The sequence below is a fragment of the Armatimonadota bacterium genome (assembly GCA_016869025.1).
Taxonomy (GTDB): Bacteria; Sysuimicrobiota; Sysuimicrobiia; order Sysuimicrobiales; family Humicultoraceae; genus VGFA01.
Genome location: VGFA01000002.1, coordinates 124,548 through 137,095 on the forward strand (window position 1 = coordinate 124,548; position 12,548 = coordinate 137,095).

10 protein-coding genes, 1 tRNA gene and 1 other RNA gene are annotated in these 12,548 nt (G+C 66.4%); 4 read left to right on the forward strand and 8 right to left on the reverse strand.

Annotated features, from left to right (window positions below; all coding sequences use genetic code 11):
• Positions 1–5: 5 nt before the first annotated feature.
• From FJX73_01890 to FJX73_01900, 3 genes are all read right to left on the reverse strand, one after another.
• Positions 6–1,244 carry an HD-GYP domain-containing protein gene (locus FJX73_01890; GenBank protein ID MBM3469534.1) on the reverse strand — a complete coding sequence of 413 codons (1,239 nt, stop codon included), beginning with the start codon at positions 1,242–1,244 and terminating at the stop codon, positions 6–8.
• On the reverse strand, positions 1,241–2,545 hold the full coding sequence (locus FJX73_01895) for an HD domain-containing protein (protein ID MBM3469535.1): 1,305 nt from the start codon (positions 2,543–2,545) through the stop codon (positions 1,241–1,243). The genes FJX73_01890 and FJX73_01895 overlap by 4 nt, the downstream gene beginning before the upstream one ends.
• Positions 2,546–2,845: 300 nt before the next feature.
• Positions 2,846–4,363 (reverse strand): MFS transporter, encoded by a 1,518-nt coding sequence (locus FJX73_01900; GenBank protein ID MBM3469536.1) that lies wholly within the window; start codon positions 4,361–4,363, stop codon positions 2,846–2,848.
• On the opposite strand from FJX73_01900, the gene FJX73_01905 reads away from it, so the two are divergent.
• The gene (locus tag FJX73_01905) at positions 4,362–5,741 is read left to right on the forward strand and encodes a DUF1343 domain-containing protein (GenBank protein MBM3469537.1); all 1,380 of its coding nucleotides are present in this window, start codon (positions 4,362–4,364) and stop codon (positions 5,739–5,741) included. The two genes, FJX73_01900 and FJX73_01905, sit on opposite strands and share 2 nt — an antisense overlap.
• 40 nt (positions 5,742–5,781) lie before the next feature.
• Here the strand turns inward: FJX73_01905 and rnpB are convergent.
• From rnpB to FJX73_01930, 5 genes are all read right to left on the reverse strand, one after another.
• Positions 5,782–6,150: RNase P RNA component class A (rnpB, locus tag FJX73_01910), an RNA gene on the reverse strand.
• 41 nt (positions 6,151–6,191) lie between these two features.
• The gene (locus tag FJX73_01915) at positions 6,192–7,073 is read right to left on the reverse strand and encodes a hypothetical protein (protein ID MBM3469538.1); all 882 of its coding nucleotides are present in this window, start codon (positions 7,071–7,073) and stop codon (positions 6,192–6,194) included.
• Positions 7,074–7,100: 27 nt separating this feature from the next.
• Complete coding sequence (locus FJX73_01920; GenBank protein ID MBM3469539.1) at positions 7,101–8,411, reverse strand: reverse transcriptase-like protein; 1,311 nt, start codon at positions 8,409–8,411, stop codon at positions 7,101–7,103.
• The gene (locus FJX73_01925; protein ID MBM3469540.1) at positions 8,408–9,112 is read right to left on the reverse strand and encodes a hypothetical protein; all 705 of its coding nucleotides are present in this window, start codon (positions 9,110–9,112) and stop codon (positions 8,408–8,410) included. Before FJX73_01925 ends, FJX73_01920 begins: the two co-directional genes overlap by 4 nt.
• Positions 9,113–9,196: 84 nt before the next feature.
• Positions 9,197–9,907, reverse strand: a complete 711-nt coding sequence (locus FJX73_01930; GenBank protein MBM3469541.1) for a hypothetical protein — start codon at positions 9,905–9,907, stop codon at positions 9,197–9,199.
• A 239-nt stretch (positions 9,908–10,146) separates the two neighbouring features.
• Between FJX73_01930 and FJX73_01935 the strand changes: the two genes are divergently transcribed.
• The 3 genes from FJX73_01935 (at position 10,147) to FJX73_01945 (ending at position 12,548) form a co-directional block, all read left to right on the forward strand.
• Positions 10,147–10,221, forward strand: a tRNA-Val gene (locus FJX73_01935).
• A gap of 34 nt (positions 10,222–10,255) precedes the next feature.
• On the forward strand, positions 10,256–11,800 hold the full coding sequence (locus tag FJX73_01940; protein MBM3469542.1) for an efflux RND transporter periplasmic adaptor subunit: 1,545 nt from the start codon (positions 10,256–10,258) through the stop codon (positions 11,798–11,800).
• A gap of 1 nt (position 11,801) precedes the next feature.
• Complete coding sequence (locus tag FJX73_01945) at positions 11,802–12,548, forward strand: ABC transporter ATP-binding protein (GenBank protein ID MBM3469543.1); 747 nt, start codon at positions 11,802–11,804, stop codon at positions 12,546–12,548.

Genomic DNA, 12,548 nt, shown 5'->3' on the forward strand with positions numbered 1-12,548 from the left:
GATGTCTACAGGAGAGCCGCTACCCGCCGCAGCGCGTCCACAGCGGCCCGGTCGAACTGCGTTCCGGCGTTCTGCTGCAGTATGGCGACGGCCGCGGCGCGGCCGACGCCCTTCCGATACGGCCTGTCTGTCGTCAGCGCGTCAAGTGCATCGGCGACAAGGATGATCCGGGAGCCCACCGGGATCTGCTCTCCTATCAGCCCGTCGGGATACCCGGCTCCGTCCCATCGCTCGTGATGGTGGCGCACCATCTCTGCCGACTCGCCGAGGATGTCCAGGGGCTCGATGATGTTCGCGCTCACGGATGAATGATGCATCATGGTGACGTGCTCGTCGGGCGTGAGCTTCCCCGGCTTCCGGATGATGCGCCCACTGACACCGATCTTGCCGATGTCGTGCATGAGCGCACCAATCCGGATGCGCTCAACCTCGGCCTCCGGCAGATCCATCTCCCTCGCGATGCGGACCGCATACCGCGCCACGTTCTGGGAGTGGTTTGACGTGTATGGATCCTTCAGGTCAACGGCCTGCGCCATCATCTGCAGGCTGGTGAGAAGAACTCCGCCCTGGTCTCCCAGGAGCTTCCACGGATAGTAGGCCTCTATGAGAACGACCGAGGCGATGCCCATGACGACCAGGCCGAAGCTCGCCTGGATGTAGCTCAGGAAGATGGCCGCTACAGACAGCGACGCCACGTGCGTCCACCCATTCCGGATCAGGTGTCGAAGGACCGACCTGAACCGCATGCCTTCCCTGAGGTTGAGGTCGAGCGCTTGATGTGGGATCTGCACGCACCAGAAGGTGAACATGCTGCCGACACGAGCAGTTAGTTCGACCATCTCGAAGCTTCCCCATTGCTGCCCCAACCCCAATCCGAGGCCTGCGTACGCCAGGTACCCGGCCCAGAGGCCGATTGCCTCTCCCCCGGACTGAGACAGGGCGTCGCCCACCGGGAGCCGTCGCGCAGGAATCGTTACCAGGAGGATGGGCAGAAGTCCGGCAAGCATGAGAAGGGCCGGTCCACCTATCCAAAGTCCCACAAAGGCCGCGACCGGTCTCAGCGTGAACACGCCCTGCGGGCCGAGCCGCACTGCGAGCCACTCACCGACACCCGCCATAAGAACGAGAACGATCACGGGCAGGATGTTGTACCGGTGAACCGTTGAAAGACCGAGGCCCAGAGAGAAGGCCGCGATCAGCACCAGCAATGGCCTGAAACCCATCAGTCGGCCGATGGCCCTCATCTGGCCGGTATCTCCCCAAGCCGTGGCACTTCCTGCTTCGACTGGTCGCCAACTCCTATGTCGCTAACGGGGAAAAGGCCCCTCTCGACGAGCCTGCCGAAGGCGTCTGCAACCTCCGGGTCAAAGGCGCCCCCCTTCTCTCTCTCGACACTCAGCGCTATCGCGTCCAGGGAGGCATCTCCCGCAAACGGAAAGATCCCGGACGCCATGCTGTCCACCGCCTCTGCCAGGGCGATGATCCTGGCGCCCAGGGGAATCGCTTCGCCCTGCAGGCCCCTGGGGTATCCTGCGCCGTCGAACCTCTCGTGGTGGCACAGGATCATCGTGGCTATCTCCCTGCGGGGCAGCTCTCGCGCCAGCTCTGCGCCGATCAGCACGTGGTCCCGCAGGCCGTCGGCGTCCTCAGGGACCAGAACAGGCCGGTCCAGCAACTCGTCCTTGCCGATCATGCCCACGTCGTGCATGAGGGCCGCGAACTGGACCGACTCCACCGTGGCCTCGCTCAACCGCATCTCGCGCGCTATCGAAACGGCCAGTTCGGCCACCCGCCTGGCGTGGCCCCTGCTGAGAGGGAAGTTCACGTCCGTTGCCACAACCAGGCCGTCCACGATCTGCGCGTATAGATGGCGGCGCTTGATGTAGAGCCGAAGGGCCAGCCACTGAAGAGGCAGCAGCATCAGGTAGAGAAGAACAGCGGCGGGGTTTACATTGGCATAGAGAATCGCCAGGAGAATCGCAGTGGGAATGCTAAGAAGGTTCGGCCAGAAGAGATCGCGCGTGTTGCCAAACCACGTGCTGAGGAAAGGCGTCCCTCTCCACCTGCTCACGCCATATGCTACGAAGAAGTTGTTAGCAACTTGGCTTGCCAGTGGGGCGAACGCCAGCGCCGGCCAGGCCGACGTCAATTCAATCTCCGCGGGCACGCCGCCGAGAAGCGCAAAGACATATGATCCCGCGGCAACACTGAGCGCGATCTGGGAGCCGTTGAAGAGCGCGCGCCAGGGAACCCATCCCCTCGCCAAAGCGAAGGCTATGGTTCTTCCGGCTCCTACAACAAGAACCGCGGTCGGGGGGCTAAGCAGGTAGATCACGAGGTAGGAAAGGACCGTGCTGGGGGTGACGGAACCCCCACGAGGGTCCGGAATGCGGATTGAGTAGGTAACGATTGTCAGACCGAAAAACAGGAGCAGCCGCGGCCACTCGTGCCAGGGAATCGCGTCCGCAAGCAGGACCACCACTGCCGTGGCCGAGGCAACTACCATCGGCACGAAGAGCCGGACCTCTCGGGTTATCGTCTGCATGAAATCCGGGAAATGAAGAACCAGACCGACAGACTACAGTTCTCTCTCGCCGCCGAGCAATAGCCCTCGAGCAATCGCGTTGCCGATCGCACGAACGACCTTCACCTGGTCTCCTAAGAAGCACTGCTGCACCGCGCTCTGCTGCCTTCGGAGAATGACAGGTGGCCCTCTGCCTGCAGTCCGCAAGGCGTCCCTGAGGGCTTCGTATTCACTTTGCGACGTGGAGTGTCGCGCTTGCTATGCTGTCGGTCCGGTAAACGCTCTTATTCGCCTCCTTCCCTGGTTTTCCTTCTGCCCCGTCTAGGAAGCCGGCCCTGACCCCCGGCGCTCCCGCTCCTCCATCATTGGCTTCAGATGCTGTGCGGCGGCGCGCACCAGGCCGGCCCCACCGATGGCCCCGGCAACGGCGGCCGCGATCCCCAGCGCCTGGACGGGCATGGTGACCAGCAGCGCCACCCACCCCACGCCGACTATGAGCAGAGACGCGGCGTTCAGCCACCGCTGCTCCGCGACCACGAACTCGGAGTCGGTGTGGGCTTCGAGGTAGTGCACGACGAGTCCGGGGGGGGCCGGCGGTGCGGGCCGGCGGACGACGACGCCTTCCTCTGGAGGCGGCGCTGTCGGGGACCGATACCGCCACAGCTCCGGGAACTTGATGGTGGCCGCCAGGGTGCCTACAAAGGAGACACCGGCCATCATCAGGATCGCCGGCCTCACGCCGATCACATCCGCCAGCCACCCAAACCCCAGGAGGGCTATTACCCGTATGAGCGCCACCATGACCTGCCGCGTGGTGATCACGCGTCCGATCTTGTCTGGTGGCGTGTGCTCCATCAAGATGGTCGAGACGTTCACGAAGAGCAGCATGTTGGCGAAGCCGACCCAGAACCCGGTCACCACGAGCACCCCGTAGTTGGGGCTCAGTCCCATCACGCCTGCGGCCGCCGCCCACAGTAGATAAGCGAACACGATCGCGTGGCCTTTGGGAAACCGGCCGCCGTACCAGCCCAGCAGCAGTGACGATCCGATGAAGCCGACCCCCCAGATGCTTTGGAACCAGCCGAACTGGTCGTCGGTGATGCCGAGCACGCCCTTGGCCAGCGGTGTCTGAAGCGAATTCAATCCGGCGACCCAGAACCCGGCCAGGAGAAACCCCAGCAGGGCAACCTGCACCCGGTCTCCCCGGATGTACCTCAGGCCCTCCCGGATGGACCGCAGCGTTCCCGGGCGGGCTGCGGTCCGCGCATCGCTCGCACTCGGCTCCTGCCTCGGGAGTGACAGCCCCGAGACGAACAGGGCTGACACGAGGTAGCTGACCGCATCTATGTACATGGCCGAAGCGTACCCGAACTTTGCCACCACCAGCCCGGCCAGCGCAGGCCCGAATACCTCTGTGCTCGAGTCCATGGAGGCAAAGAAGGCGTTCGCCTGCAGCAACCGCGGCCTGGGCACGGACTGAGGGATCGCGGCGAACATCGCCGGCCTGAAGAACGCCGACGCCGATGAGATGAGAAACAGGTCAAGGTACACCCACGCGATTCCCTGCTGCATGAGCCACGGAATGGCGGCGACAAGGCCGGCGCGCACCAGATCGGCCGCGATCAGTATCCTGCGGCGGTCGAGACGATCAACCACCGTTCCGGCATAGAACCCGACCAGTGCCGGCGCGACCATCAGCGCGGTGATCGCGTAGGAGACAGAGAGAGCCGACCCTGTCTGCGCGTACACCCAGAGGGAAATGGCCACCCAGTGGAACCGGTCTCCCACCTGGGAGATGAGCTGACCGCTCCACAGCAGCCCGTAGTTACGGTGGCGCATGAGCGCCAGGAACCCGCCCCGGGACTCCTCGCTGCTAGGGGGTGTCGTGGCCCTGGACACAGGTCCGCCTCAGAGGTGGCGGACTGCCGGCCCAGCCCACCGGTGTATCGAATCGCGGGGCCGCCAAGGAATCGGCGCCCCGGACCCGAATTCTAGGACGACCATGCGAGAACACGCGGCCGTCCTCTTGATCTTGCTGCTCCTACTGGTCGCTCCCTCTTACACCGGGCACACCGAAGCGCAGCCGGCAGGCCTGACGCGGCCCGGCGTGGATGTTCTCCTGGACACGCCGGGGCTCCTGCAGGGACGCCGCATCGGGCTGGTAACGCACGCCGCCGGCCTGACAAGCAGCGGGGAGTCCACCTCGAACGCGCTCCTGCGGGACCCGCGGTTTACGGTCAGCGCCCTGTTCGCCCCGGAGCATGGGGTCTCCGGAACGATCCCGGCCGGCCACTCGGTTCCGGATCTTGCCGGCCGTGTGCCGGTCTACAGTCTCTACAACGCGACGCGCCGGCCCACGCCCGAGATGATGGCAGGCGTGGATACCTTCGTGATTGATCTTCAAGACGTCGGCGCGCGGGCCTACACCTACGCCTCCACGATGGCGTTAGTGTTGCAGGCGGCGCGTGAAGCGGGCAAACCCGTTGTGGTCCTCGACCGGCCCAACCCGCAGGGAGGCCTGCAACTCGATGGGCCGGTGCTGGAACCCGCCTACAGGTCGTTCATTGGCATGTATCCGATACCGCTGGTGCACGGCATGACGATGGGGGAGCTGGCCCAGCTCTTCAACTGGATGTTCGAGATCAACGCGCAGCTCACCGTGGTGCCGATGCAGGGCTGGTCGCGCCGCACGGTCTGGGGAGAGACCGGCCTGCCTTGGGTGCGGCCGTCGCCCAATATCCCGACGATGACAACCCCGTTCTACTACGCTGCCACGGGCGTTCTGGACGGAACGAACCTCTCCGCCGGCATCGGCACTCCACACCCGTTTGAGGTCGTGATCAGCCCCTGGCTGCACGCCGGGCGGCTGGCATCGCGGTTGAACGCCGTCGGACTGAGCGGCGTGGCGTTTGAGCCGTACGAGTTCGTGCGGGGAGAGAGTACGCTGCGCGGGGTCCGCCTAGTGCTGACCGATCCGCTCCGCTTCAAGCCGGCGACCACCGCGGTCCACATCCTCTACGAGATCAGGCGGCTCCACGGCCCGACACTGCAGTTCGTCCCGCGGGGCGGCAGGTACATGTTCGACTTCGTGTGGGGAACCAGCAGCGTGCGCAAGGCCATCCTGCGGGGCGCTCCGGCGACGGCGATCGCAGCGCGATGGGAGCCGCATTTGCGGCGGTTCCAGATGCTGCGGAGTCCGTACCTGATCTATCCGTAGTCGCCACGGACGTGTCCCCGCGGCCGGGGGAACCGATAATCAGGGGAGCAGGCCTGTAAGCCGGGTTCTGTGCGCCGGGGTACCTCGCGGTGCCTCGGCGCGGCTGTCATCTCTCTGGGATCACCGGTTGCCCGGGACCTCGAGCGGCCTACCCGGGGATCAGCGGGCCGCCTCATCTCCCCCTATCTGGCCTTGCTCCGGGTGGGGTTTGCCTGGCCGGCCTGTCACCAGGCCGCCGGCGGGCTCTTGCCCCGCCGTTTCACCCTTACCCGACGGACGTAGCCGTCAGGCGGTATGTTTCTGTGGCACTCTCCCTGGGGTCGCCCCCGCCGGGGATTACCCGGCACCCTGCCCTGCGGAGCCCGGACTTTCCTCGACGCTCACGCGCCGCGACCGCCCGGCCTGCTCCCGGCTTGATCGTAGCACCGGTCCTGGGAGGGGGTCAAACCGCTACTTGCTCAGCAACTCCCGAATGAACCGCATGAACTCAAGCGCATAGTCCGGCTCGCTTACGCCGAAGACGCGCTCGAAGGAGGCCCAGCGCCCTTCGGTGCGGGCAGAGAGGCAGTAGGCGTCCAGCGATTCGCGTCCGCCGCCTCGCTCGATGAGCCGCTCGACAGCCAGGAGCGATGCGCCGTAGGTCGCTGAGGGGCCCCTGGCCTGCGCCAGCCGCGCCCATTCCTTGCGATCCAGCTGGACAAGGGTGGGAAACAGCGTGCGGTCGAATGCGGCGCGCATGACCGCGATCCGCTCGGCGCGCTGCTGTGCGTACGGCCGCAGCCCTTCCAGATTGACTGCTCTCAGGCCGGCCCACTCTGCCCAGCCCTCCGTGACCCACGAAGGGACCACCGCGGGACACCACTTGACCGCTCCCTGAGCGACGTGCGCGAGCTCGTGTGTCACGTGGCGGAGGATGGTGGCGCGATCCGGTCCGGACCGTCCGAATCCGTCCAGGCGGGTGACCACGAAGTTGCCGGTCCGGTGCCTGATGACGCGCCCCGTGGCCCATAGCATGGGCTCCGCCTGCTCCCGCGTCAGACCAAGTTGCGCAACATACCACTCGAGGAGCGCGGGCTTGTCGGCGACGAGCACGTAGCGGACGGGAACGCCCGCCAGCCCCAGGCCCAGATGGCTGTCCATCAAAGGAAGCGCGGCCGCGACCGCTTCCCGAAACTGTAGGGCGATCGCCCTGTGGACACCCTGCCCTACGTCGAAGAAGACCTGCCCCTGGGCGAAGAGGGCCGGAGGGAGGGCCAGGGCCGCGCACAGCGCGAGGGCGGTGAGCGCCCAGGGCAGGCGCCGCGTCCGGCCAGAACCAACCGGGTCTGTCACGCGTCGGTCCCCAATAGCGCGGCGCGCTCAGGCGAGGGCAGCATGCACCAGCCGGCCGACCTCGGCAACCGCGGCTGCTCCGGCCTGGTCGTCCGCTAGATCGCGGGTGAAGGCGCAGACCAGCACCGGGCCGCGTGCCACGAACAGTATCCCGGCGTCGTTGCGAACCCCGGCGATCGAGCCGGTCTTGTGGGCGATCTCAGTACCCGGCGGCAGGTGCAGCGGCAGCCGGTCGCGTACCTGCTGGCGTCCCATGAAGTGCAGGGCCCGCTCCTTGACGCCGGCGGAGAGCGGCCCGTCGGACACCAGCATCTCGAGCAGCCGGACCATCTCGCGGGGCGTGGTGAGGTCGTTGTCGAAGTCGGAATAGGCGCGGCCGACAAACGACCGCTCGCGCGACTTTAGGATCTGCTCCACCTCGAGACGCGCCTCCGGCGTGAAGGGGCCTGCCGGGCGCCCTGCCAGCTCAAAGAGCAGCTCGCGGCAGCTCATGGGCACGCGCGTCACCGAGAATCCCCACGACGCCAGCCGCTGATTGATGGCCTCCTTGCCTACCAGATCTACCAGGATATCGGTGGCGGTGTTGTCGCTGATGATGACCATCAGCATCGCCAGGTCCGCAACGCTGAGCGCCGGGGAAGAAGTCAGTTCCTTCAGGACACCGGAGCCCGGGGATTTCATCTCCTCGGCAACGGTCACCGTATCGTCGAGGCGGAGGCGTCCCTCCTCTGCCTGCAGCAGCAGCTCGATCAGCACCGGGATCTTGAACACGCTGGCCGTTGGGAAGGGCCGGTCGGGCTCGAGGAAGATCTCCTGGCCGTCGCAGACCGTCTTGACGCCTACGCCGAGCACCCCGTCCAGCCGGCCCGAGAGGCGGGCGAGCTCCGAGCGCAGGCCTGCTGCAGCGTCCGGGGCACAGGGCAGAAATCCCTGCGGCGTAAGGCCGTCGAGAGCGCGATTGGCCAGGGCATCGGCCGCGGTGTTCCGGCCGCGGGGGATGTGCGTGACGTGCCACTTTCGGAAGCCGGCAAGCGCGCTGAGCGCAGCCCTGTGCAGGGGCGCCAGATTGGCACTCCTCACCTTGTAGGTGCCGGCGACCTGCCGGACCAGCAGGTCGCTGTCCGCCAATATCTCGACCTCGTCCGCCCCTCGCGCGCGGGCTTCCTGGAGAGCACGGAGCAGCGCTTCGTATTCTGCCACGTTGTTCGTGGCCTTCCCCAGGGCCTCGGCAACCTCGGCAACCACCCGGCCCCGGCTGTCCTGCACCACTATACCGATGGCCGAGGGACCGGGATTACCTCGCGAGGCGCCATCAATGAACAGCCGGAGCTTCTTCATGTCCGAACCACGAGCAGCCGTCCACAGCCGTCGCAGGCCGCGAGGGCATCGGGATCCCCGGCGATCCGCTGCAGCCGCCCCTCCGGAATAGCAACGTGGCAGCCGTCACAGATCCCGCGGGTGACCGCCACTACTGCCAGGCCCGCCTTGTGCTCCCTCAACCGCTCGTATCTCCTCAGTAGGAATTCGTCAATCTGAGCCGCGAGCGCCGACCGCCTGGCCACGAGATCCGCAATCTCGCCGTCGGCCGCTGCCGTCGCCGCGATGAAAGCGGCCTCTTGCTGGGCCAGCGCGGCCTGATTTGCCACCAGGGTGGCCTCGGCCCTGCGCGCCGCGGGCTCGGCCTGCTCGACCTGCTCCATTACCGACAGCGTCTCGTCCTCGATGCCGGCCTTCAGACGGTCCAGCGCGCCTATCTCTTCCTGAATCGCGGCCAGCTCCTTCGGATTGCCAATGCGACCGCTGTAGAGTTCGGCGTCGAACTTGCCGCGCTTCGCCAGCAGGGACCGCAGTTCGAGGTCCAGTGCGCGCAGCCGTGCATGGCAGGCGGCCAGCCGGCTCTCCAGGTCAACCAGTTCCTGGGCCGCCGCGGCAACCGTTGCCCGCTGCGCGGTGCCGTCATCAAGGCCTGCCCTAAGGGCAGTGGTTCGGACGATGGCCGTATCGAGCTGTTGGAGGTCATAGAGCTGGTATACGGCCACACAACACCCCTGCGGAGTCTGGCGAGGAGCGCCCTATCGCGCCGTTGTCGCCGCCGCTGCCAGATGACAGCAACGGCCGTGTCGCTATCTCTTTCTTGCCTGCGCGGCCTTGGGACGTGCCTTCGGCTTGGATTGCTGGCCCCTCCTCTCCTTGCTGACGATCTTGACGGGCTTGGAAGGGGTCTTCACCCTGAGGGTCTTCGGCTTCTCCTCCACGGCCCTGGCTGGCGCCACCGGGAGCGCGGGCTGCGGTGCGCGGCCCGTCGCAGGAACCGGTAGTCCTGCTCGGGAAGGCGGGGCAGGGCGGGGAGGCGGGGCCGGCCTGGCTGGGACCGGCGGCCGCGGCTTAGCCAGGAGCAGGGACCGGGGGACGCCGCCCAACTCGGGCGAAGCAGGCGGGACGTTGAGCCGCTTCCGCTTGGCCTCCCACCACTTCATGTATTCGCGCCCCAGACGCTCGAAATAGTCGAAGGTGTCCGGCCAGTCTAGATCCTTGCGCATGCCCTGAATTACCGGCTCAACCTTCGCCCAGGGGATGGGGAACAACTCGAAGACCGCCTCGCGGTCCACCACGCCGGCCTCCACCAGGAACCCGACGTTGTCGCAGAATACGGCCATCCTGAGCAGGTTGTTGAAGCGGATGCTGCCCGGTGGGCACTCAATGATGAACTGATCGAAGTCCCTGAAGTCGAACTGGAACACCACGTACTGCATGGCCTCGAGGTTCTGCGGGGTGTCGGCCATCTGCATCAGCCGCTGAATCGCTTCGAGCTGAGCGGGCGTCTGTTTCTTCACCAGGGTTCACCTCGGCTTGGTCGGCACCGTCCGGCGGGACCCCCTTTCTGGGATCCCTTCGACCGTGCCATGGTGCTTGTTGAGGGAAATTCGCCCTGCGACCGGGTTTCCCCTGCGAACTGGGGCCCTAAGGCCCATCCGATCCAGAAAAGTGAGGGATATTTGACTTCATAGGCCGTCTGGGATGCGCATGCCAGCAGCTTATCCACAGGATATCCGGCATGATATACTGGCGCAGCGGGCGAGTAGCTCAGCGGAAGAGCGCCTCTCTTACACAGAGGAGGTCGGGGGTTCGAGACCCTCCTCGCCCACCACGATCGTCGCCTGATCCCTGCAGGCCCCTGCAACATGCCCCGCGAATCCAGACACAGACCGACCGCTGCGGCCCTGGCGGCGCGCGATTCAGCCCGCAGATGCGCTGGTTGGAGGGCTCCCATTGCCGCAGATACGAGGTGTCCGATGAAGCGCTGGAAGGTCGTTGTCGGCATCGTTCTGGTGATCTCAGTCCTGGTGGGCTACTCCATGTGGTCACGATCAGGCGGACCGGCCCAGGTGGAGGTGGCCAGGGTCATCCGAGGCCCCATGACCGCGTCGTTCACTGCCGACGGCGTCGTCAAGGGAAAGACCGTGAACATTGCGCCCAAGATCGCGGCCCGGGTCGAGGCGATTCCTGTCAGGGAGGGCCAGCCGGTCAAGTCCGGGGGGATACTCCTGGAGCTCGACGACCGTGACCTGCGCGCCGGTCTCAGCGAAGCCGCATCCGCGCTGCGCGCCGCGCGAACAGGAGTGAAGCAGGCAGAAGCCGCGGTGGCGCTCACCCGACAGCAGATCGAGGCCCGGGAGGCGCAGGCAGAGGCCCTGCTGAGAGCGGCTCAGGCTCAGCTCCAGCAGGTGCTCTCCGGGGCCCGGCCCCAGGAGGTGGCCCAGGCCCAACAGCAGGTGGAGCAGGCGCGGGCAAACCTCACGGCCGCGGAAGGGGCACTCAGGCGCGCCCGCGATCTGCACGCCCGGGGAGCGATCTCCCGGGCGGATCTCGACGAGGCGGAGGCGCGCCATGAGGTGGCGCGTGCGCAGTTCCGCGCGGCCGGTGAGGCGCTTGACATGATCAAGGCAGGAGCGCGGCTCGAGGAGCAGGCCGCGGCCAGAGCCCAGGTGGAGGCGGCCAGGGCAGGGGCTGAAGCGGCAAGAAGCGCCCGCGGCGAGGTTCTCCTGCGGGAGGCCGATGCCGAGATGGCCCGTGCCAGGGTGGCGCAGGCAGAAGCCGCGGTGGAAGCCGCCACCGCCCTGCTGGCCTCGGCCACCCTGCGGGCACCGTTTGGCGGCGTTGTCAGCCGCGTTGCCGTGGAGGTCGGGGAACTGGTCTCACCGGGCCTTCCGGTCGTTACGCTGTTCGATCCGGCCGATCTTTGGGTCACGTCAGACGTGGCCGACGAAGACGCTGCCAAGGCCCAGAGATCCAAGGAAGTCACGATCACGGCACCGGCCTATCCGGGCCGCCGGTTCCGCGGGCGCATCGAGGAGCTCGCCCCGCAGGCGGAGCTGAAGCAGGATGCGGCACTGCGCACTCGGATCGTGAGGATCAAGGTCAAGCTCCTGGAGGGCTCGGACGTGCTCAGGCCCGGGCTGGAGGTGGACGTGGAAGGAGAGGGCACGATCGCGACCGCGGCGCTCTCGGTGCCCGCCGATGCGCTGCTCTTTCGCGAGAACCGCAACATGGTCTTCCTGGTGGAAGACGGCACCGCGCGCCTGCGCGAGGTCAAGATAGGGTACACGACCCACGACGCCGCGGAGATACTGGAGGGGTTGAAAGAAGGAGATCACGTCGTCGTCAAGGGCAAGGACGGCCTGCAAGATGGCCGGCGCGTTCGGGTCACGCGGAGCGGGGGCTCCTGACATGCCGCTGGGTAACACGCCGCTGGGTAACGTGGCGCAGGGTGACGCGCTCCTGGTCAGGCTGGAACGGGTCTCCAAAGTCTACCGGATGGGCGAGGTCGAGGTCCACGCCCTCCGCGAGGTTGACCTTGATGTCCACCAGGGAGAGCTTGTGGTCATACTGGGCCCGAGCGGATCAGGCAAGACGACCGTCCTGAATCTCGTGGGAGGCATTGACGTCCCCACCTCCGGCCGCGTCCTGGTTGGGGGCACGGATATCACGCGGTTCGGCGACTCCGAGCTCACGGCGTACAGGAGGGACCGCATCGGCTTCGTGTTCCAGTTCTTCAACCTCATCCCCACGCTCACCGCACGAGAGAACGTGGAACTCGCCGCCGAGCTCGTCCGCAATCCCAGGGACACCGATGAGGTCCTCGACGCCGTAGGCCTGGGCGAGCGTGCAGCCCACTTCCCCGGGGAGCTGAGCGGCGGAGAGCAGCAGAGGGTCGCGATTGCCAGGGCCCTCGTGAAGAACCCCCCGATTCTTCTCTGCGACGAGCCCACCGGAGAACTCGACCACGAGACAGGCCGCAGGATCCTCCAGGTGATCGGCGAGATAAACCGCTCCGAGGGCCGCACCGTGCTGCTGGTCACGCACAACTCGGCGATCGCGTCAATGGCCGATCAGGTGATCCGCCTGCGCAGCGGCGCCGTGGACTCGCGACAGGAGAACCCTGCGCCGATGGATCCAATGGAACTGAAGTGGTGA